Source organism: Luteimicrobium sp. NPDC057192 (assembly GCF_042670205.1).
Classification (GTDB): domain Bacteria; phylum Actinomycetota; class Actinomycetes; order Actinomycetales; family Cellulomonadaceae; genus Luteimicrobium.
In genome coordinates this window covers 84994-105851 of the sequence record NZ_JBHUWD010000001.1, presented here as the reverse complement: position 1 = coordinate 105851, position 20858 = coordinate 84994, and the positions used below count along the sequence as shown (strand labels likewise).

18 protein-coding genes are annotated in these 20858 nt (G+C 69.3%); 11 read left to right on the top strand and 7 right to left on the bottom strand.

Going from position 1 to position 20858, the window contains the following annotated elements; all coding sequences use genetic code 11:
- Nucleotides 1–77: 77 nt before the first annotated feature.
- Entirely contained in the window at nt 78–653 is a 576-nt protein-coding gene (locus ACFT5B_RS00565; RefSeq protein ID WP_386796025.1) for a PadR family transcriptional regulator, read from the bottom strand.
- A gap of 290 nt (nt 654–943) precedes the next feature.
- Here ACFT5B_RS00565 and ACFT5B_RS00560 point away from each other — a divergent pair, with 290 nt between their 5' ends.
- The 5 genes from ACFT5B_RS00560 (at nt 944) to rplI (ending at nt 5739) form a co-directional block, all read left to right on the top strand.
- The gene (locus ACFT5B_RS00560; RefSeq protein WP_386796024.1) at nt 944–3823 is read left to right on the top strand and encodes a transglycosylase domain-containing protein; all 2880 of its coding nucleotides are present in this window, start codon (nt 944–946) and stop codon (nt 3821–3823) included.
- 175 nt (nt 3824–3998) lie between these two features.
- Nucleotides 3999–4289, top strand: a complete 291-nt coding sequence (gene rpsF / locus ACFT5B_RS00555; RefSeq protein WP_386796023.1) for a 30S ribosomal protein S6 — start codon at nt 3999–4001, stop codon at nt 4287–4289.
- Nucleotides 4290–4412: 123 nt separating this feature from the next.
- The gene (locus ACFT5B_RS00550; protein ID WP_386796022.1) at nt 4413–4925 is read left to right on the top strand and encodes a single-stranded DNA-binding protein; all 513 of its coding nucleotides are present in this window, start codon (nt 4413–4415) and stop codon (nt 4923–4925) included.
- 102 nt (nt 4926–5027) lie between these two features.
- Nucleotides 5028–5264, top strand: coding sequence for a 30S ribosomal protein S18 (gene rpsR / locus ACFT5B_RS00545; RefSeq protein ID WP_284292650.1), 237 nt, complete (start codon nt 5028–5030; stop codon nt 5262–5264).
- Between the two features lie 25 nt (nt 5265–5289).
- Entirely contained in the window at nt 5290–5739 is a 450-nt protein-coding gene (gene rplI, locus ACFT5B_RS00540; protein ID WP_386796021.1) for a 50S ribosomal protein L9, read from the top strand.
- Nucleotides 5740–5819: 80 nt separating this feature from the next.
- Here rplI and ACFT5B_RS00535 read toward each other — a convergent pair whose 3' ends face one another.
- Entirely contained in the window at nt 5820–7190 is a 1371-nt protein-coding gene (locus ACFT5B_RS00535) for an MATE family efflux transporter (protein ID WP_386796020.1), read from the bottom strand.
- A 318-nt stretch (nt 7191–7508) separates the two neighbouring features.
- Here ACFT5B_RS00535 and ACFT5B_RS00530 point away from each other — a divergent pair, with 318 nt between their 5' ends.
- Complete coding sequence (locus tag ACFT5B_RS00530) at nt 7509–10985, top strand: replicative DNA helicase (RefSeq protein WP_386796019.1); 3477 nt, start codon at nt 7509–7511, stop codon at nt 10983–10985.
- A gap of 138 nt (nt 10986–11123) precedes the next feature.
- Here ACFT5B_RS00530 and ACFT5B_RS00525 read toward each other — a convergent pair whose 3' ends face one another.
- Nucleotides 11124–11459 (bottom strand): hypothetical protein, encoded by a 336-nt coding sequence (locus ACFT5B_RS00525; RefSeq protein ID WP_386796018.1) that lies wholly within the window; start codon nt 11457–11459, stop codon nt 11124–11126.
- Between the two features lie 335 nt (nt 11460–11794).
- Between ACFT5B_RS00525 and ACFT5B_RS00520 the strand changes: the two genes are divergently transcribed.
- A complete protein-coding gene (locus tag ACFT5B_RS00520; protein ID WP_386796017.1) occupies nt 11795–12088 on the top strand; it encodes a WhiB family transcriptional regulator in 294 nt (97 codons plus the stop codon).
- Complete coding sequence (locus ACFT5B_RS00515; protein WP_386796016.1) at nt 12085–12387, top strand: hypothetical protein; 303 nt, start codon at nt 12085–12087, stop codon at nt 12385–12387. The genes ACFT5B_RS00520 and ACFT5B_RS00515 overlap by 4 nt, the downstream gene beginning before the upstream one ends.
- Before the next feature lie 325 nt (nt 12388–12712).
- Here the strand turns inward: ACFT5B_RS00515 and ACFT5B_RS00510 are convergent, their stop codons facing one another.
- Nucleotides 12713–14335, bottom strand: a complete 1623-nt coding sequence (locus tag ACFT5B_RS00510; protein WP_386796015.1) for an Eco57I restriction-modification methylase domain-containing protein — start codon at nt 14333–14335, stop codon at nt 12713–12715.
- A 99-nt stretch (nt 14336–14434) separates the two neighbouring features.
- Here ACFT5B_RS00510 and ACFT5B_RS00505 point away from each other — a divergent pair, with 99 nt between their 5' ends.
- The gene (locus tag ACFT5B_RS00505) at nt 14435–15676 is read left to right on the top strand and encodes a phospholipase D-like domain-containing protein (RefSeq protein ID WP_386796014.1); all 1242 of its coding nucleotides are present in this window, start codon (nt 14435–14437) and stop codon (nt 15674–15676) included.
- A gap of 149 nt (nt 15677–15825) precedes the next feature.
- Here the strand turns inward: ACFT5B_RS00505 and ACFT5B_RS00500 are convergent, their stop codons facing one another.
- Entirely contained in the window at nt 15826–16872 is a 1047-nt protein-coding gene (locus ACFT5B_RS00500; RefSeq protein ID WP_386796013.1) for an ImmA/IrrE family metallo-endopeptidase, read from the bottom strand.
- Nucleotides 16869–17741: a hypothetical protein gene (locus ACFT5B_RS00495; RefSeq protein WP_386796012.1), complete on the bottom strand. Its 873-nt coding sequence runs from the start codon at nt 17739–17741 to the stop codon at nt 16869–16871. The genes ACFT5B_RS00500 and ACFT5B_RS00495 overlap by 4 nt, the downstream gene beginning before the upstream one ends.
- A gap of 588 nt (nt 17742–18329) precedes the next feature.
- Between ACFT5B_RS00495 and ACFT5B_RS00490 the strand changes: the two genes are divergently transcribed.
- Together ACFT5B_RS00490 and ACFT5B_RS00485 are read left to right on the top strand one after the other, a co-directional pair.
- On the top strand, nt 18330–18656 hold the full coding sequence (locus ACFT5B_RS00490) for an Abi family protein (protein WP_386796011.1): 327 nt from the start codon (nt 18330–18332) through the stop codon (nt 18654–18656).
- Between the two features lie 8 nt (nt 18657–18664).
- Entirely contained in the window at nt 18665–19336 is a 672-nt protein-coding gene (locus ACFT5B_RS00485) for a hypothetical protein (protein WP_386796010.1), read from the top strand.
- A gap of 74 nt (nt 19337–19410) precedes the next feature.
- Here the strand turns inward: ACFT5B_RS00485 and ACFT5B_RS00480 are convergent, their stop codons facing one another.
- Nucleotides 19411–20625: an NAD(P)/FAD-dependent oxidoreductase gene (locus tag ACFT5B_RS00480; RefSeq protein ID WP_386796009.1), complete on the bottom strand. Its 1215-nt coding sequence runs from the start codon at nt 20623–20625 to the stop codon at nt 19411–19413.
- Between the last annotated feature and the right edge of the window lie 233 nt (nt 20626–20858).

Here is a 20858-nt window from a genome sequence, read left to right as displayed (position 1 = left end):
TACCTTCTCAAGTGCCGGGGCGACGTTCGCCGTCGGCTTGCTGGGTGCCTGCGGACCGGGAGGCCCGGGGCGGCTCGTCAGTGCGGTGAACGCCGGTCGCGTTCCGCGGTGATGAGCCCGTCCAGCCAGCGGACCTCGCGCTCGACCTGCTCGAGTCCGTGGCGCTGGAGCTCCCACGTGTACTCGTCCATGCGTGCGCGAGACCGGTTGGTGGACTCACGGACCGCCTCGAGCCTCTCGGTGAGCCGGCTGCGCCGGCCTTCGAGGATCCTCAGGCGGGTGTCGGCGTCCGTCTGCCCGAAGAGGGCGAAGCGGACGTCGAAGTTCTCGTCCTCCCACGCGGCCGGTCCGGCCTGCGCGAGGAGGGTCTGCAGGTGCTCCTTGCCTTCTGCGGTCAGCTCGTAGACGATGCGGGAACGCTTTCCCGAGAGGGCGGGCGCGAGGTGCGCGGCGCTGGCCTCGGAGCTGTCGGTCCCGACGATCAGACCCCGGGTCACGAGGGACTTCAGGGCCGGGTACAGCGAGCCGTACGAGAGGGCACGGAACGACCCGAGCACGAGGTTCAGGCGCTTGCGCAGCTCGTACCCGTGCAGGGGGGACTCCTTGAGGAGGCCCAGGATCGCGGTCTCGAGCACGTCGGAACGGCTGCGCACGCGGGCACCTCCTTCGGGGAGTCAGAGTCGATGTATCGAGTTGATACATCGGGAGGTTACGTCGAGTCGATGCCTCGATGCAAGAACCGTGGTGCGTGCGACCCTTCGCGCGCGCTTGTGAAGGACCGGCGAACGGCCGGGGCAACTGTGGCGAAGCATCCGCCGCGCCAGGCGTGCGACCGGGCCCGGGCGAAGGGTGACCGCCTATCCTTCCCAAGGGCGTGGCGCCGGTCCTCTCGACCGCGCAGCAGCGTCCACCACTGTCCTGACCGTCCGACGAGAGGCTGAGCGTGAGCTCCGCAGGCGACGCGAACGGCGGCCTTCCCGGCCGACCGAACTTCAGCAGCACCGGCGGTTCCGACGGCGCTGCGCGCGGTCCGGTCCCGCCGCCGCCCTCCATCCGCCCGACGACGCCGCGCTCCTCCGCGCGCCCCGGCGCCACACCCCGCCCCGCCGCCTCCACGGCCGGGCGGACCCGCCCGACGAGCCGGCCGTCGTCGACGGCGAAGACGGGGGCTGCCGCGGCCGGCGGGCGCGCCGCGGTGAAGAAGGGCAACCCGCGCACCGGGTGGCGGCGCTACGTCAACTACCCGCGCTACCACGTGACGAGCTTCCGCCGGTGGCTGCCGTCGTGGCGCGTCGTCGTGGGTGCGTTCCTCGGCATCTTCGCGCTCGGTGTCGGCGTCGTCGTCGCCGCGTACGCGACGACGAAGGTGCCGACGGCCGGCGCGGCCTACACGAAGATCCAGACGTCGACCGTGTACTACGCGGACGGCAAGACCGTGATCGGCAACCTGCGGTCGTCGTCGAGCGACTCCAACGACGCCTACGCCAACCAGAACCGCAAGATCGTCGAGCTGGCCGATCTTCCGGACTACGTGAGCCAGGCGGTCGTGGCGTCGGAAGACCGGACTTTCTACAGCAACTCGGGCGTCGACCCCAAGGGGATCGCCCGCGCCCTCGTGACCAACCTCAAGAACGTAGGCGGCAACCAGGCAGGTGGCTCGACGATCACGCAGCAGTACGTCGAGCGCTACTTCCACACGGGCTCGACGACCGACTACGTCGGAAAGTTCAAGGAGGCGCTCACGGCGATCAAGGTGTCGAAGGAGACGCCGAAGGACCAGGTCCTCCAGGACTACATGAACACCATCTACTTCGGCCGCGGCGCGTACGGGATCGAGACCGCGGCGGAGGCCTACTTCGGCACGACCGCCAAGAAGCTCACCCCGTCGCAGGCTGCGTTCCTCGCTGGGATCATCCCCTCGCCGTCGAACTGGGACCCGGCCAACGGCGCCGCAGCGAAGGCGAAGGCGACGGCCCGCTGGGAGCGCTGCGTCAACTTCATGGCCGCGGACGGCTACATCACGACGGAGCAGAAGGACAAGGCGCTCGAGGCCGGCCTTCCGAAGCTCAAGAAGAAGGTCGTCTCGCAGTCGCTGTCCGGCCAGCGCGGCTACCTCATCGACATGGTGCGCGCCGAGCTCACGAAGTCCGGCATGACGGACGAGGAGATGGACACCAAGGGCATGAAGATCGTCACGACGATCGACAAGTCCATGGAGGACGAGGCCGTCAAGCAGGTCAAGGCCACCCCGAAGGACGCCTCCAAGTACATGGGCACGGGCCTCGCGACCGTCGACCCGTCGGACGGTTCGATCAAGGCGATCTACGGCGGCAAGGACTATCTCAAGAGCCAGTACAACGCGTCGGCGGCCGGCTTCAACGGCATGACCGGAGCCAAGGCGCAGGGTGGCTCGACCTTCAAGGCGTTCGCGCTGGCCGCAGGCCTCGAGGCGGGGTACTCGCTCGACCAGACGTTCGACGGCAGCGACAAGCAGGTCATCCCGGGCTGGGGCTCGAAGCCGCTCGCCAACTTCGAGGGCGAAGGATTCCCCAACGAGACGCTGCGCCAGGGCCTCTACGACTCGGTCAACACGATCTTCGGCCATCTGAACTCCGAGATCGGGCCGGAGAAGACGCAGGAGATGGCGCAGCGCCTCGGCATCCCCAAGGTCGGGAGCAACGCGGCCAACGTGCTCGGCACCGACTCGGTGTCCGCGCTGCAGATGGCCGAGGCGTACTCGGTCTTCGCTTCCGGCGGTCTCAAGACGACGGCGCACGTCATCAAGAAGGCGACCGACTTCGAGGGCGACGTCGTCTACCAGGGACCCACGAAGCAGAAGCGGGTCCTCGCGGACGAGGTCGCGAACGGCGTCGTCTCCGCGATGGAGGACGTGCCGGTCAAGGGGACCGCGAAGTCGCTCCCGGACACCTACCAGAACCCGGTGCAGTACGTCGGCCGACCCATCGCCGGCAAGACCGGGTCGTCGAACGAGAACAAGGCGGCCTGGTTCGTCGGGTTCACGCCCCAGCTCGTGACGGCCGTGAGCAACTGGGAGTCCTCGAAGGACGGCAAGAAGGAGGTGTCGATCACCCCCTTCGGCACCCCCATCTGGAAGCAGTACGGGATCGGTGGTGGCACCTGGCCCACCGCGCTGTGGTCGTACTACATGAAGGACGTCACCGAGGGCATGCCCGTCGAGCAGTTCCCCGAGTACGACCCGACGATGTCCACGTGGACGCCCACGGCGACGCAGACGCCCACGCAGACGGCGACCGAGGAGCCGACGGACAAGCCGACCCAGGACCAGGGCGTCCAGGTCCCGAACGGCCTCGTCGGGCAGAGCCTGGCCGTGGCGCGCATGCAGCTGCGCGGCGTCGGGCTCCAGGCGAACGCCACCAAGCAGTACTCGGACCAGTACGCGCCCGGCATCGTCATGAGCGTGTCTCCCGGCGAGGGCTCGACCGTCAACAGCGGCACGACGGTGATGCTCGTGGTCTCGCAGGGTCCCGAGCCGAGCAAGACGACGACGGTCCCCGGCGGGCTCGTCGGGCAGTCGGCGGCGGCGGCCCAGGCGGCCGTGCGGAACGCCGGCCTGAAGGCCAACGTCCAGCAGGAGTCGAGCGACCAGCCCGCCGGCACCGTCATCCGCGTCGAACCGGGCGAGGGCTCGACCGTGGACCAGGGCTCGACCGTGACGCTCGTCGTCTCGAAGGGCCCCGACAACGGCGGTGGCGGCAACGGCGGCGGCAACGGGAACGGCGGGGGCACCCCCACGCCGGACCCGACCGACACCGCGGCAGCCGGGGCGGACGCCGGGAACTGACCGGCAGCGAGGGGCCGGATTTCCGGTCCGGCCCCTCGCCCCGGTACCCTGGAGCGTTGCCGTGCGCCCACATCCGTGGGGGCGGCCGGAATCCCCGGCGTCACGCGCGGTCGACGCAGACCCTCCTGTCACGGAAGGACCGTGACCGTAAAGACCACAGGAGGTGGGTTCACACATGCGTCAGTACGAACTGATGGTCATCCTCGACCCCGACATCGAGGAGCGCACCGTTGCTCCGTCTCTCGACAAGTACCTCTCGGTCGTGACGACCGACGGCGGCTCGGTCGACAAGGTCGACATCTGGGGCCGTCGTCGTCTCTCCTACGACATCAAGAAGAAGTCCGAGGGCATCTACGCCGTCGTCGACTTCACCGCCACGCCGGCGACCGCCAAGGAGCTCGACCGCCAGCTCGGCCTCAACGAGGTCGTCCTGCGGACGAAGGTCCTGCGCACCGACGCCGACTGAGTCCGGAACCGAGACCGACGAGCCCTCGCGTTCCGTCGATGAGGCCGGTCCCCGCACCCTCGCGGATGTGGGCGACACCTGGCACCATCGCGGAAACGGGAACGACCGACCGAAGGAGCAGGCATGGCAGGCGAGACCATCATCACGGTGATCGGCAACCTCACGGGTGACCCCGAGCTGCGGTTCACGCCGTCGGGCGCCGCGGTCGCCAACTTCACCGTGGCGTCCACGCCCCGCACCTTCGACCGCCAGTCGAACGAGTGGAAGGACGGCGAGACGCTGTTCATGCGCTGCTCGATCTGGCGGGAGGCTGCGGAGAACATCGCGGAGTCCCTCACCAAGGGCACGCGCGTGATCGCCTCCGGCCGCCTCGTCCAGCGTTCCTACGAGACGCGTGAGGGCGAGAAGCGCACCGTCGTCGAGCTGCAGGTGGACGAGATCGGTCCGTCCCTGCGGTACGCCACGGCCAAGGTCACCCGCGCCTCGCGCGGCGGTGGCGGCGGTGGCTTCGGTGGCGGCGGCCAGTCGTCCGGCGGTTTCGGGTCCTCCTCCGGTGGGGCACAGCAGGACGACCCGTGGGCGACCGCGGGCCCTGCGTCGTCGGGCAGCTCGTTCTCGGACGAGCCGCCCTTCTAGTCCCACCGCACCCCTACACGAGAATCCCCGGCCCCCACGCGCCGAACCGTCGTCAGGACGGGCACCGCGGACGGGCGGGGAAGTACACGAAGGAGCAACACCATGGCGAAGCCTGTGGTGCGCAAGCCGAAGAAGAAGTCCAACCCGCTGAAGACCGCCAAGGTCGAGACCGTCGACTACAAGGACGTCGCTCTCCTCCGCAAGTTCATCTCGGACCGCGGCAAGATCCGCGCGCGCCGCGTGACCGGCGTCTCCGTCCAGGAGCAGCGCCAGATCGCCCGCGCCGTGAAGAACGCGCGCGAGATGGCCCTGCTGCCCTACACGTCGACCGCCCGCTGACGGCCGGACAGGGAAGGACAGAACCATGGCAAAGCTGATCCTCACGCACGAGGTCACCGGCCTCGGTGAGCCCGGCGACGTCGTCGAGGTCAAGGACGGGTACGCCCGCAACTACCTCGTGCCGCGCAACCTCGCGACCCCCTGGTCGAAGGGTGCCGAGTCGCAGGTGACCGCGATCCGCAAGGCTCGCAAGGCCCGCGAGATCGCGTCGCTCGACGACGCCAAGGCGATCCGCGACTCGCTGCAGTCGAAGCCGGTCGTCGTCTCCGCCAAGGCGGGCCAGGCCGGCCGCCTGTTCGGCGCGGTGACCACCACCGACATCGTCGACGCCGCGAAGGCCGCCGGTTTCCCGGCGTTCGACAAGCGCAAGGTCGAGATCGGGCAGCCGATCAAGGCCACGGGCACCTACACGGTGTCGGTCCGCCTGCACCCCGAGGTGTCGGCGAACGTCACGGTCACCGTGGTGGCCGCCTGAGCCTCGCGCTCTGACTCACGAGGCCCGGCCCCCGCGACGCACGTCGTGGGGGCCGGGCCTTCGTCGTCCCCGGCGTCGCGTCAGGCGCCGACGCGCATCCAGTCCGTGCCGCGGGCGCGCAGCCCCGTGGTCAGCGCGCGGGCCGCCATGAAGACCCCCGCGAACGCCAGCCACAGCCAGGCGAGCCCTGCTGCGCCGTCGGGCGCCCAGGCCCGGACGGCCAGTGCGACGGGGACATAGACGACGAACGTCAGCACACCGACCCAGGCGAGGTAGCGACCGTCGCCGGCGCCGATGAGGACGCCGTCGAGGACGAACACCCAGCCCGCCATCGGCATGAGCAGGCCGCACACGGCCATCCCGACGGCGACGGCGACGCGCACGTCGTGGTCCTGGGTGAAGAGCAGCGCGAACCACCAGCCGCCCGCGGCGATGACGAGGCCGAGGGCGGTGCCTGCGCCCACGCCCCACTGCAGGGTGCGCCGCAGGACGCGGCGGGTGGTGGCGACGTCGCCCGCGCCGAGGCGGTGGCCGACGAGCGCCTGGGCGGCGATCGCGAGGGCGTCGAGAGCGAACGCCGCGAAGCCCCAGACGGAGTTGACGACCTGGTACCCGGCGAGCGCGACCTCGCCGAGCGCGGCCGCGACGAAGACGGTCACGAGGATCGCCGCGCGCAGCGAGAGCGTGCGGACGAACAGGGGCACGCCGTCGCGCGCGTTGGCCCAGATCCCGCCCGCGTGGGGCGTGAGCGACGCGTGCTCGCGGCGGGCGCCGCGCACCACGACCACGCACAGCACGGCTCCCATGCTGAGCTGCGCGACCGCCGTGCCGATCCCGGAGCCCGCGATCCCGAGCCCGACGCCGTAGACGAGGAGGACGTTGAGCGCAGCGTTGAAGACGGCCCCGCCGGACGCCACCCACAGCGGCGTGCGGGTGTCCTGGAGGCCGCGGAGCACGCCGGTCGACGCGAGCACGACGAGCATGCCCGGGAGCCCGCACGCGGACCAGCGGAGGTAGACGGCGGCGTAGTGGGCGACGTCGTCGGCGGCGCCGAGCGCGTGCGCGGCCCACGGCGCCACGACCGCGAGGACGGCGCCCAGCACGAGGCCGAGCCCGAGCGCGAGCCACAGGCCGTCGACGCCGGACTGGAGGGCCTCGCGGCGGCGGCCCGCGCCGATGCGTCGCGCGACGGCCGCGGTGGTCGCGTAGGCGAGGAAGACGCAGAGGCCGACGAGCGTCGTCAGAAGGGTCGAGGCGACGGAGAGCGCCGCGAGCTGGGCCGTGCCCAGGTGCCCGACGACGGCGCTGTCGACCAGGACGAAGAGCGGCTCGGCGACGAGCGCCCCGAGCGCGGGGACCGCGAGGGCGAGGATCTGCCGGTCGAGGCTGCGGGAGGGGACGGGGCTCTCGTCCGTGCGCTCCGGCGTGTCGCGCGAGAGATTTCCGTCCACAGTTCCACAGGCTAACGAACCGTTGCGGTTCCGCCGTTCCAGCGTCCCGTGCGCAAACGACATGCGTGTTGTCCACAGCCTTGTCCACGACCTGTGCACAGCGCTCGGGGAACTGTCCCCAGGTTGTCCACAGTGTTGTCCACACGTGCGTCAGCGCGCGGTTGTGTGTCGTCGGCGGTGCGCCTACTGTCGCGGAGGCTCCCGCGGCGGGACCGTGGTCTCAGGACCGGACCACGGCTTGTCGGGGGGTACGAGTAGAACAGGTGTTCGTACCGGCGCAGCCCGTGCCGGACGGACGAGGAGGGGGACCCGGCGCGTATGTCGATCGACGAGCTCGAGGCAGGCTACGACGCTCCCGACGCCGCGCCCGGTGGGGGAGCGTTCGACCGGACGCCCCCGCAGGACGTGGCCGCCGAGCAGTCCGTCCTCGGGTCGATGCTCATCTCGAAGGACGCCATCGCCGACGTCGTCGAGGAGATCCGCGGCACCGACTTCTACCGCCCCGCGCACGAGACGATCTACGACTCGATCCTCGACCTCTACGGTCGCGGCGAGCCGGCGGACGCGATCACGGTCGTCGCGGAGCTGACCAAGCTGGGCGAGCTCCAGCGCGTCGGCGGCGCGCCGTACCTGCACGACCTCATCGCCCGCGTCCCCACCGCCGCGAACGCCGGCTACTACGCGCGCATCGTCCGTGAGCGGGCCGTGCTGCGTCGTCTCGTCCAGGCGGGCACGCGCATCGTCCAGCTCGGCTACGCGGCCGACGGCGGCGACGTCGACGACATCGTGAACAACGCCCAGGCCGAGGTCTACGCGGTCACCGAGCGGCGGGCGAGCGAGGACTACGTGCCGCTCGCCGAGATCCTCGGCCCGACGGTCGACGAGATCGAGGCCGCCGGGCACCGCGGCGAGGGCATGGTCGGCGTGCCGACGGGGTTCGCGGACCTCGACCGGCTCACGAACGGCCTGCACCCCGGGCAGATGATCGTCGTCGCAGCGCGTCCCGCCATCGGCAAGGCGCTCGCGCTCGACACGCCCCTGCCCACGCCCACGGGCTGGACCACGATGGGCGAGGTTCGGGTGGGCGACGAGCTATTGGCCGCCGACGGCCGACCGACGCGCGTCGTCCGCGCGACCGAGGTCCTGGTGGACCGGCCCTGCTACCGCGTGACGTTCGACGACGGCACCCAGGTGGTCGCCGACGCGCTGCACGAGTGGTCGACGTCGACGCGGGAGTCGCGGCGCGGGTCCGGGCTCGACGGCACCGTGCGCACGACCGAGGAGCTCGCGGCGACCGTCCACGCCGAGACCCCGGACCGGCGCCCCAACCACGCCGTCGTGACGACCCTGCCGCTCGCCCTGCCGGACGTCGCGCTCGCCGCGCCGCCGCGCGTCGTCGGCTCGGCCGTGGCCCGCGGCGAGCTCGCGCGGGTCCCGCTCGAGTACCTGCGTGCGGGCGAGCTGCAGCGCCGCGAGCTCCTCGCCGGCATCGCCGACGACGCCGGGCACGTCCTGCGGTCGGGCGCGGTCAGCCTCGACCTCGCCACGGGCTCGGTGGCGGGTGACGTGCGCGAGCTCGTCGTCGGGCTGGGGTACCGGACCGAGCCGGTCGCGGAGACGGGGGCAGCGAGCGTCGTCTTCGAGGCCGACGACGACGTCTTCGGGCGCGACGACCTGCGACTCCTCCACAAGGAGCTGCGCCCCTCGCGGCGGTTCGCCGCCCGCCTCGTGGTGTCGGTCGAGCCGGTCGAGTCGGTGCCCGTGCGGTGCGTCGAGATCGACCACCCCGACCACCTGTACCTGGCGACGCGTGCGATGGTCCCGACGCACAACTCGACGCTCGGCATCGACATCGTCCGGTCGGCCTCGATCAAGCACAACCAGGCCGCTGTCGTGTTCTCGCTCGAGATGAGCCGCAACGAGATCACCATGCGCCTGCTGTCCGCGGAGGCGCGGATCCACCTGCAGAAGCTCCGCAACGGGCAGCTCGGCGACGAGGACTGGCAGAAGCTCGCCGCCACGATGGGCAAGATCTCCGAGGCGCCGCTCTTCATCGACGACTCCCCGAACATGACCCTGACCGAGATCCGCGCCAAGTGCCGGCGGCTCAAGCAGCGGCACAACCTCAAGCTCGTCGTCATCGACTACCTGCAGCTCATGACGTCCGGCAAGCGCGTCGAGTCCCGACAGCAGGAGGTGTCCGAGTTCTCCCGTGCGCTCAAGCTGCTCGCCAAGGAGCTCGAGGTGCCGGTGATCGCGATCTCGCAGCTCAACCGTGGCGCCGAGCAGCGGACGGACAAGAAGCCCGCGATGTCGGACCTCCGTGAGTCCGGGTGCCTCACCGAGGACACGCGGATCCTGCGCGCCGACACCGGCGCCGAGACGACGATGGGCGAGCTGTTCGCGCTGGGGGCTCGCGACGTGCCGGTCTGGGCGCTCAACGACCGGCTCCAGTACGTGCGGCGGCACCTGACGCATGTGTTCCCGACCGGTGTAAAGCCGGTGTTCCGGGTGCGGCTCGCGTCCGGCAAGGAGGTGGAGGCCACCGCGAACCACCCGTTCCTCACCTACGGCGGCTGGACGGCGCTGGGCGAGCTCGAGGTCGGGTCGCGTGTGGGCGTGCCGCGGCACGTACCAGGGCCCGAGCAGAACGCCGCGTGGGACGACCGCAAGGTCGTCATGCTCGCGCACCTGCTGGGGGACGGGTCGTTCGTCAAGCGACAGCCGCTCCGGTACGCGTCGATCGACGAGAAGAACCTTGCGATCGTCACCGAGGCTGCCGCGGCGTTCGGGATCACGCCGATCCGCGACGAGTACGCGGCTGCTCGCGTGACGACTCTCCGTCTTCCTGCTCCCTACCGGCTCGCGCGTGGGAAGCGGAACCCGATCGCGGAGTGGCTCGACGACCTGGGACTCTTCGGTCTGCGCAGCCATGAGAAGTTCGTCCCCGAGAGCGTGTTCCACCTGCCCAAGGAGCAGATCGCTCTGTTCCTCCGCCACATCTGGGCGACCGACGGGTCGGTGACGGTCAACGCGAACGGCCGGAGCGGCCGGATCTACTACGCGTCGACGTCGCGTCGTCTCGTCGACGACCTGTCACGGCTGTTCCTCCGGTTCGGGATCTCGACCCGGCTGCGCACCGCGACCCCGAAGGCGAACTATCGTCCCGCGTACACGCTCGACGTGTCGGGCGCCGACGACCAGCGTCGGTTCCTGCAGGAGATCGGCGTGCACGGTGAGCGTGGCGAGTCGGCGATGCGATTGCTCGAGATCATCCGTGACAAGCAGGCCAACACCAACGTCGACACCGTGCCGCGGCAGGTATGGGAGGACGTCAAGGACCTCCTCGTCGAACGCGGCATGACGCAGCGTGAGTTCGCCGCGGCGATCGGCACGCAGTTCTGCGGCAGCACGCTCTGGAAGCACGCGCCGTCGCGGCAACGCCTGGGTCGGATCGCGGCCGTCCTCGAGTCCGAGGAGCTCGAGATCATGGCCGTCAACGATCTGCTGTGGGACGAGATCGTCTCGATCGAACCGCTCGGAGAGAAGCAGGTCTTCGACGCGACGGTCGTCGGAACGCACAACTTCGTGGCAAACGGCATCGCTCTGCACAACAGCATCGAGCAGGATGCGGACATGGTGATCCTGCTCCACCGCGAGGACGCCTACGAGCGCGAGTCCCCACGTGCGGGCGAGGCAGACCTCATCGTCGCAAAGCACCGCAACGGCCCGACCGACGTCATTACCGTCGCGTTCCAGGGGCACTACTCACGCTTCGTCGACATGCAGATGTAGTCGCGGCTGCGACGTGCAACCTAGTTTGCAAAATGGTCCACCCTTGCTACAAAGCCGCGCGAGCGTGCGTGACCACCTGACGGAGTAGTGGTGCGGCTGGTGTGCCGGTGGTGGGTCGGCACGGTGCCTCCCTCTGGGCTACATCTCGTCCCAGAGGGCCGGGTCTGGGAAGCCATCGTTGACGGCGAACCGCTGGACCACCTCCCAGGCACGGGCGAGGCCGTGGACGAACTCGCTTGTGAACTCAGTGACCTCGTCCTGGATCGGAACCTCAGCGGTGCCGGTCGCGATGTGGCTCCTCGCACGGAGCAGCCACGTGGACTTTGCATCGGCAAACCGATGGACGACCGCAGCGTCGTCATGGAAGCCGAGCGTGAGGACGGGGTAGTCGGCCTCGCGCCTGACCTCGAGGTAGCCACTGCCGATGGCACGAGTTCCTCGAACCTTGCAGCGAGTTCCTCTGGCGGCGTCCATTGTTCCGCCGCGACAAACCGGCGGGTGGCCGGCGAAGTCGCCGCCCAGACGACGGACCTGGTGGCGCCCGGCCATTCCTCAGGCGGTCCAGTCCATCCGTCGGGAGGACGCCGGTAGGCGCCTGCGTCGATGCGGTCGGTGCAGCACCACGCGTCCTCGCAACGCCGCCACCCCGACGGGTGCGCGTTGCCTACGGCAGTTCGCAGCCTGCACCCACTCCCCCCTTCCACTGCTCTCCTCGCTGTTGCACGCTCTCAGCCCGGTGGACGTGCAGCGTGAGCGCTCCAGGTCCGACGAGAGCGGCAGGCGGTTCCCCGTATGCCCCCGCATCCGTCGTGCGCGCGTACGCCGAAGCGCTCCTCGGCCGACGTCGCGCACCACTCCCGGGCTGGAAGGACGACGCCTCATGCGTCGGCGACGAACTGTTCTACGACCGCGACACCGTCACCGCCGTCGTCGTCGCCCACCAGCGCCGAGTCTGCGCCGCGTGCCCCGTCACGGCCGACTGCCTCCTCGATGCCCTCGGTCACGAACGCGTCGAGCCAGGCTGGCAGGTCAGCACCCGCGGAGGTCTCCTCGCCCGAGAACGCCGATACCTCACCCAACACGCACGACCGGAGAAGCCATGACCGCCTACATCGAGATCGCCAACCTCGGACGCCTCGCCCAAGACACCGTCCACGACCTCAGAGCCCGCGGCGGGCACATACCGATCACCCGGCTCGGGCAGCCCACCGGCGCGTACCTCGTCGTGGCCAAGCCGGACGCACCGATGTCCCTGCTCGAAGCGATCACCGAAGCAGTCGGCCTGCTCGACGCGTTCGACGACACGAGACCCGACGAGATGACACCGCTCTTCACGCTCCACGCGTACAACGAACTCACGATCGTGCTACGCGATCTGCTTAACGCTCTCGGCGCACCGTGATCGGGAGCCGTTGTGTTCGAGGTGCGGAACATGAAGCGCCCCGTCGCTCAGCGCCGAGGACTCGCTCGCCTAGAAGCGCTGGGTCACCCGTTCCGAGCCTGCAGTAGCAAGAGAGTCTGCCTGCGGCGACCGAGGAACGCGGCGCGCTGTCCACATGGGATACACCGTGCCCTGTGACCCGGCAAGGGTCCGTCTATGGTGCGAGTCACGAGTCACGAGTCACGAGGCGCCCAAGCGCCCTCCCGAGGGCGCCCCATTGCGGAGGCGCCAGCATGAGATGGGGGAGCTTGCGCTCGGGGTTGGGCTTATTGCGCCTCGTATCGGATCAGTTGTAGAACTTCGAGTGCGTCCGCTGGAGCCGGCGCTCCATCAGCGCATGCCGCGCATCGCTCAGCGCGCTCATTGTTTGCGCGTCGAGCGCCGGGAGCAGCCGGCTCAAGGTCTCGTCGGTCGCCTCGATCAGCGCCTCCGGGTTATCGGACTTCCGCGTGATCTCGTCCAGCCGCGCGAGCTCGGAGCCAGCGCCCTGAACGACTGGCACGCGAAGCCTATTGACTTCGGTCGGCACGAGTTCGAGCACCCCGCCGCCGAAGCTGCGACCCTCGACCTCGGCCGAAAGCATCGTGAGCGAGTTGTGAAAGACGGCGGTGAAGTCATCGGCGCTGACGGGCGCCCCCGGCACGAGCTGCCCCTTATAGATCGTGTCTGTCGTAACGACCCCCGCGTGGTTGGAGATCACACGGGGGTAGCGGTTCGAGCGCTTCGACAGCAGGAGCCTTCCAGCCGGGACGACAGGTACGCGATACCACGGACTTCGGACCCGGCACTTGAAGCGTTGGTCGATGCCCTGCTCGACGCCCTGTACGAGGTACTGCATGGCCTTCGACGACGACTCGGGCGACGGCTTGTCCGCCGAGAAACTGAGCAGCCACGCGGGCTGGTCAGTGTTGGCGAGAGCCTTCTGCTCCGCCTCCGTGTAGACCAGGCCTTGAGCGTGACGCGATCGGGGCAGAAGCGGAAGCGCCCACGGCCAGAGCGCATGCTCCTCGAGCAGGTCGGAGTTCACGGAGAAGTAGCCGTTGGCACCGGTCACCGTCGAGACGCTGAACCGTGCGACGCTGCTCAGCGGCCTCACCTCGAAGATCGAGCGCGCGGCGGTCAGAGCGCTGTTCTGGTCGGGCGTTAGGAGGTAGTTAGTCCACGTGCCCTCGCCGGGCGAGACCATGTGGGACCAGGAGCGCGTGCCGCCGTTGTGATCGTAGAACTCGACCCTCGAAGGCCCCGCAGCAGCTCGAGCCGAGATCCTTCCGCTGAGAACCAGAACCTCCTGCAAGACCGCGGGGAACGACCCGGGCTCGAATAGGTCGATCGTCAGATCCGTGGCGTTCATTAGGAGCCAGTTGCGCACGGCATTCGCTGAGATGCCGGTGAGGAACTCGGTGGGCAGGATGACCGAGAAGACGCCGCCGTCGCGAAGCCTCGCGAGGGATAGCAGGAACACAGGGATCCACAGGTTCGAGACGGAACTGCCCGCCGTCCCCAGCTGGGTGCTGATGGCCTTCGCGCGCTGCTTGTCCTCCTCCGAGATGAACTGGAACCGCACGTAGGGCGGGTTGGCGAGCACCAGGTCGTACTCCGCGCCGTGCCCTTGCGCCCAACGCAGTACGTTGTCGTGCACGACACGGCCCGGCAGGCCGAGCGCCCCCAGTGAGTTCGCGGCCTTCTGTGCCTCGCCTTCGAGGATTTCGACAGCCTCGACGTGCTGCACCCGGCCCGCGAGTTGACTGCGTTCGATGCCGTAAAGGAAGGCGCCTTCGCCGGCACACGGCTCGAGCACCTGCAAGTCGGTTCGTCCGTTGAGCATCGTCAGCGAACGTTCGATGCAAAGGTCTACGAGCAGGTCTGGTGAGTAGAACCCACCACGCAGCTTGTTGTCGCCGACTTCCAATCGAGTGCGCAACCCGGTCCTCCCGCTTCAGTAGCTGAAGTAAACTTTACCGTACTGGTTCGCCGGGTCATGCCGACACTCTGTGGAATCCTGATCAGTGTGAAAACCCGCTTCGTCGGCCAGCCCTTCGCCGCGCGCCCGAACCTCCTGGACTTCATCGAGCACGCGACGAGCGGCGGGTTCGACGAGCTCAAGATCGCCGTCGCATGGGCGAAGCGGTCCGGACTTGGACGGATCTGGGATGCACTGACGGAGTTCCGGGGCAAGGGCGGCAAGGTCATCCTGATCGTGGGGGTGAGCGAGGGCGGCGCTACGAAGGAAGGCCTCGAGATCGCCTTGGAGCTCGCCGACCAGGCCTATGTCTTCCACGACCCAGGTCGCACGTTCCACCCGAAGGTCTATCTCGCGACATCGTCCGGTCCGAGGTCGCTGATGGTTGGATCCAGCAACCTCACGGCCGGCGGGCTCGCATGGAACTACGAGGCGTCTCTGTGGGTGGACTGGGACGCGGGTGAGGGCGACGACGTCACCGACAGTGTCTCCGAATGGTTTGACTCGCTGATCAGCGAAGAGGGCTCATGCGTTGCGCTGACCGCAGACCTGATCGACAAGCTAGGGAAGAGCACTGACATCCAGCTCGGTTCGGAGTCTCGCGCCAGACGCTTCCAGAAGAGTAGGTCGGACACGCCTGAGGACAACGACAGTGCGATTGCGGCGACGATTAGTGGTCTATTCAAGTCCGTTCGGGCAGGACTGCGTAAACTTCCGAAGCAGCACGCCAAGTTCTCTGCCGCCCCGTCCGCGCCAGCTACGAAGGCGACGAGCACGACGGGTGCGGCGGCTGGATCGACCGGTGTGCGGCCACCAGTCCTCGGTAGCGACCCCGCGCTGCCTCTGGATCATGTCCAGCGTCGCTGGGTGAAGCAGCTGGACAGCACCGCCGCACAGCAGGTGAAGTCGGTCAACACGAACCCGACGGGCAACCTCCGGCTGAGCATGGAGACGATGCCGGTGGATCACAAGGTCTACTTCCGTGACGACTTCTTTGGCGGCCTGCCCTGGACTCCCACTGATGGGAAGCTCACGGAGCAAGAGGTCGTCGTGGGCTTCCACACGTGGATCGACGGCGAGGATCTCGGTGTTCAGCATCTGCGACTCAGTCATGACCCGAACCGCATCTCCGGACAGGGCAATGTCCCGACGGTCCTGCATTGGGGCGTTCTCGGCAAGGCGCTCAGAGCGACGAACTACATCGGCCAGTTCGTGAGCATCGAGCGTACGGAACAAGGGGACTACAACCTCGTGATTTCGCGTGCCCCCCGGGGCGACCACCTCGTCTGACTGGACGTCACTCCTGGTGCGCCGGTGGCCGCGTCACCAGTTGTGCTGCGTGCGTCGTCAGGAGCGGGTTCGGGACACGTTCGTCGGCGGGCGCCGCGGTGCCGCTGGTCGTGTCGGGGATGCGACGTGACGCTCGCCGATCGATGGGATCAGGGGCACTCGTCGTGGCGTGTGGCACCCGCTCGTGCGAGCGCGTCGGGCAGGGTGAGGAAGCAGAGCTCGCAGACGACGCTGGCCTGCTCGCACTCGCAACCGCCGCACTCCGGACACGCCCACAACCCGCAGGTTTGGCACTGGCGCACGGCGTCGGCGACCGTGAAGGTGGCGTCGCACTGCGGGCACTCCACCTCGCCGGACTGTCCCGCTGCCCGGAGCCGGTCGTCATGAGGTGCACGGGTGACGACGACGAACACGCCACCGCCCCGGAGTGCAACGTCGACGACGACGTCGGTGTCCGTAGTTCCCGTGGAGTACCTGATCCCTTCGGCTCCCACGATCCGGGCAGTGCCGCTCGCGCTGTCCTGCGCTGCCGCGACCGCGCGCGCGACGGACGGCTGGGTGATGCGCTTTCCCGGGTTGTACGGGATTCCCGTGGAGCCCGAGTACCAAGGCTTCCCGTCGAGGTCCGTGAACAGGACGAGCCGGTCACCGGGCGCGTGCAGTGCCCGCACACAGCACGCGGTGGCGGACGCCTCGGACCCCTCGCACAGCGCGCGGATCGCGGCAGCCGTGACGCCGCCGGCGAAGGTGGGGTTCACCGTCGCGGCGGGGAGCAGGATCCCAGCAGCGAAGCTGTTCGCCACCATCTCGGCAAGCATGTGCCGCTTGTCGGCCGGGATGCCAGGCAGGACCGTGAGCGACCAGGCGGGGTCGGTGTACATGAGGTGGTGGCACACCTCGTGCAGGAGGGTGAAGCCGTCGCGCCGTCCGCTGCTGGAGACCGCGATCCGCAGCCGCGGCGGGTTCAGCTCGGGGTCGTAGGTGCCACCGAGCGAACATGCGCCCGGTGGCCTCGTGTCGGTCCAGGCCACCTCGACGTCGTCCAGGAGTTCGCCTGCATCGAACGGCGACTCCGGTGCCGTCAGTGCCGCGGCGGGGTATCGGTGGCGGAACAGGTTGGCGAAGTGCTCGGCTGCTGTGGTTTGGCCGTCGCGGCTGAGCCACCAAGCAAGGTCGCGATCGCCCGGCAGTGTCACGGCTCTTCCTCGAGCAGTTCGTCGATGGCGTGCGTGATCCGTGCCCGGGTCATGGCCCGCGCGGTGCCGGTCTCTTGGCGGGCGGCGCGGCGCGCCTTGGCGAGAACCAGATCGCGGGCGCCGGACTCGTCGAGACTCCGGAACGCGGCAACCCGGGCGATGCGCGCCTTGAACGTCGGTGAGCTCATCTCGTCGACCTCCGGCCCAAACGCCGGGACGAGCGCATGCTCCGCGCCGCGGCGGGGGAGCCAGTCGACGAGTTGAGCGAACTCCTCGTCGTTGGGCGAGAGTCCGGCCGACGCCAGTTCGATCGCACGACCGGGAGGCAGTGCAAGCTCCTCGCGTAGGTCGGTCGGCGTGACGCCGGCGGCCTCGAGCGTCTGGGGGTCAAGTACAGCTTCGTCGGGAACCACACGCGGCCACTCAAGGTCTGCCAGGCTCCACGCCTGACGGCACACGGCGTCGAGCGCATCGAGGTTTGCCTCGTCGTCGCCAGGGGGGTACGCAAGGATCGGAAGAACCTCGTCGTCGCTCACGGCCGCCGAAATGAGTCGCAGGGTCCGGGAGTCCGGGCCCGCGCCAAAACACCGGTCGAGGGTCACAAGGGAGAGCCCAAACTCGGCCTCGGGCCAGATGACGACTTCCTGCGTACCGAGCGTCCACGGGAACGACGGGGCGGACGCGGCAGCGTTGGCGGCGGTCACCGGCCACGCCAGCACCGTGCGCCCGCGGGCCGCGACAACGAGCACGACGCCCAGGGTGCGTCCGTCGTAGCCGACCAGCCAGAGCTGGCCGGGAGCGGGCTCGGGAGTCGAGTACGTCTCGGGGAGGGTCAGGTCACCGCCGAGCGCGTCGAGGAGATTCGTCACGCTCGCCCCAGCATCTTCGTCGTCTGCCAAAACCGCAGGAGCTCCTCACGCTCGTTGTCGTCAAGCGGGCCGCGGAACCGACACTCGTCAGTATCGAACCACCGCCGTGGGATCGGGCGAGGCTTGTGGTCGGTCCACCAGCCCAGGACGAGGCCAAGGCGAGGGTTCGCGGGCGACTCGAGCTTGCGGCAGTCCCGCGCGGGGTGCGTCGTGCGCGTCAGCGTGCTGACGACTCGCTTGCTGATCTCGGTAACGCCCACTGGCCGGGCGTTCTCCCCGTGCGCGTCTCCGAAAGGTGTCGTCACTGGGGACGCCATATACACGTCACCCAGCTCGGGGTGCGTCTCAGTGGGCACTGATGAACCGATCTCCTTGTGCAGACACGAGGCAACCCTCGGCGTGGCGCGCTCGACGCCAGCCGAGCACCATATCGCGCATCTTCCCCTCAGTCCGGCCACAGGTGGGTGAAAGGCTGCCTGCGGGGCGCCGGGAAAGGCGTGCGCCTCTCAGCACGCATGCACCGCGTCGGGTCGCTCTGGCGCAGACGACGACGGGCGACACAGCGGAATCTCGACGAGACACGAGGGTATGGATGACGCGCAGCAGCTTCTCGACTGGGGAGCCCTGAGCTATCTCTACGGGTTCGCCTCACCGCACGTCCAGGATGCCGTTGCCGACGCGTGCGGGCTCCTCGCTCCGCAACTGACAAGTTGGCTGAAGGCGCTGAACCTCGTGCGGAACACCTGCGCTCACCACGGGCGCCTGTTCATCCGCGTACACACCATCACGCCGAACCTGCTCGGCACGCTCATGCCGGCCATCCGCGAGTACGTGGGGGCGAACGCCGGGACGCACGTCGTCCACACGGGCGGCGACCACCCCTCGTACCTGCAGCTCCCGGTCCGTGAGAAGTGAGGACCGACGTGACGACCACACCGACCGTCCGCCTGGCGGGCGAGGAGACCGACTCGACCATCGACGAGTTCGAGCTGTTCTCCGCCCGCCGGGCGCTGGAGCTCCTCAAGCGCAAGCTGGGGCGGGAACGGCTGCTGGAGCTGCTGGACGAGGAGATCGCGGCCGGCGAGGCGTTCCTCCGCGGACACCTGGACCGGTCGGCCGGTGAGGAGGCAACGGGCACGACCACCCTCCGCGCGCGCGGGATCACCTCGGCAGAGTTCGGCGCCTGGCTCGGGGCTGCGTTCGCACGCGAGGACGTGATGCTCGCCGGTCACCCGGAGCACTGGTCGATCCACGCCGAGCCGGGGAAGGACGTGAACATCGTCGAGACCCTCGACGAGTACGTGTGCTCGTTCTTCATGCGCCCCTGGGACGACAGCCGCACCCGCCAGCAGGAGCTTCCTGGTGCGGGCGCCCCGTCTGCTCGCCGGTCACACATGCTCCTCGCCGACGGGACGGTCATCGGATCGATCGCTAACGCCTTCGAGGACGAGCCCGACGGCTTCACCGCCCGGTTGTCCGTGACCCTGCCGGCGACGTGCTCGCCCGGTGTGATCGACCAGCACCTGGAGCACTTCGCCGTCGAGTTCCGGAAATGGATCCTGCGTGCAGCGAGCGAGCTCGGCACGGAGCGCTAGACGCTCGTGAGCTCAGGTGGCTGGAGCGGGGCGGCGAACGCTCGACGGTCGCGACCGATGGACCGTCCGGCCGGCTACCGAGCGCTGTCGAGCCAGGCCAGCGCCCCCTGCGCCGCGACCACGCCGGTGCTGAACGACGCCTGCAGCAGGTAGCCGCCCGTCGGCGCCTGCCAGTCGAGCATCTCGCCCGCGACGAAGGTGCCCGGGATCCGCCGCAGCATGAGCGTGTCGTCGACCTCCGACCAAGCGATCCCGCCCGCGGTGGAGATCGCGCGCTCGATGGGCATGGTCGCGTCGACCTGGACGGGCACGGAGGTGATGAGGTCGGCCATCGCCTCGGGTTCGCTCGGGAGGCTGCCCGTCTCGCGCAGGAGCGCGACGGCGACGGCGTCAAGACCGACCGAGCGGCGCAACCAGTTGGCGACGGAGTCCTTCGGGCGCCGCCGTCGCAGCCTCACGGTGAGCTCGTCGACGCTCAGGTCGGGTCGCAGGTCGATCTCGAGGACGCACCGCCCGCGTGCGAGGGCGTCGTGGATCGCGGCCCCGATCGCGTAGACGGGCCCGCCCTCGATCCCCGTCCGTGTGGTCATCGCGTCACCGCGGGCCGCCGGGACGCCGGTCCCTCGGACGGTCAGTGCGACGTTCTTCAGCGGGGTGCCGGCGAAGCGGTCGGCGAAGATCTCGCTCCACGCGACGCGGAGGCCGACGTTGGCGGGCAGCAGGGGCGCGACGGTGACGTCGCGTTCGGCGAACGGGACGACCCACTCGCCGTCCGAGCCGAGCTGCGGCCACGAGGCGCCCCCGAGTGCGAAGACCACGGCGTCGGACGTGATCGTGCGCTCCGCGCCGCCGTCCTCCGCGAAGAGCAGCCCACCGTCCTGGGCCCAACCCGTCCAGCGGTGTCGCCGTTCGATCCGCACACCGAGCTCGTCCAGTCGCGCGAGCCACGCCCGGACCAGCGGGTTCGCCCGGAACGATCGAGGGAACACCCGCCCGCTGGTCCCGACGAACGTCGGCTCGCCCAGCCCGTCGCACCACGCGCGCAGGTCCGCCGGACCGAACCGGTCGAGCATCGGTGCCAGCACGTCGGCCGAGCGCCCGTACCGCCGCAAGAAGGCGTCACGGTCCTCGCTGTGGGTGATGTTCAGGCCGCCGTGACCTGCCAGGAGGAACTTGCGGGGGACCGAAGGCATCCGGTCGAACACCGTCACGGTCACGCCCGCCCGGGCGAGCAGCTCGGCTGCGACCAGGCCCGCTGGGCCCCCGCCGACGACGGCCGCCGTGCTCATCGGGTGCGGTCTCGGAGCGCGTCGACCCAGCTGAGCATTGGACGAACGTAACAGGTGAGTCCAGGGGCGGCAGGACGCCGCGTGGCCTGGGGCCACGGCACTCACGCACGGTGAACCAGGCGGTCGTCGAGGCGACCGGTCTGGCGGGGAGAGCCCGGTAGAGCCTGTCGTTCCGGGACGATTGGGAGGTGCCTCGGCCTCTGGACCCTGCATCCCGACGATCGGGCGGTCGC

What these genes read in the sequence shown, in the direction of transcription:
- rpsF (WP_386796023.1), top strand. Translation starts at nt 3,999, where the DNA reads ATGCGTCAGTACGAACTGATGGTCATCCTCGACCCCGACATCGAGGAG.
- ACFT5B_RS00550 (WP_386796022.1), top strand. Translation starts at nt 4,413, where the DNA reads ATGGCAGGCGAGACCATCATCACGGTGATCGGCAACCTCACGGGTGAC.
- rpsR (WP_284292650.1), top strand. Translation starts at nt 5,028, where the DNA reads ATGGCGAAGCCTGTGGTGCGCAAGCCGAAGAAGAAGTCCAACCCGCTG.
- rplI (WP_386796021.1), top strand. Translation starts at nt 5,290, where the DNA reads ATGGCAAAGCTGATCCTCACGCACGAGGTCACCGGCCTCGGTGAGCCC.
- ACFT5B_RS00530 (WP_386796019.1), top strand. Translation starts at nt 7,509, where the DNA reads ATGTCGATCGACGAGCTCGAGGCAGGCTACGACGCTCCCGACGCCGCG.
- ACFT5B_RS00525 (WP_386796018.1), bottom strand. Translation starts at nt 11,459, where the DNA reads ATGGACGCCGCCAGAGGAACTCGCTGCAAGGTTCGAGGAACTCGTGCC.
- ACFT5B_RS00515 (WP_386796016.1), top strand. Translation starts at nt 12,085, where the DNA reads ATGACCGCCTACATCGAGATCGCCAACCTCGGACGCCTCGCCCAAGAC.
- ACFT5B_RS00490 (WP_386796011.1), top strand. Translation starts at nt 18,330, where the DNA reads ATGGATGACGCGCAGCAGCTTCTCGACTGGGGAGCCCTGAGCTATCTC.
- ACFT5B_RS00480 (WP_386796009.1), bottom strand. Translation starts at nt 20,625, where the DNA reads ATGAGCACGGCGGCCGTCGTCGGCGGGGGCCCAGCGGGCCTGGTCGCA.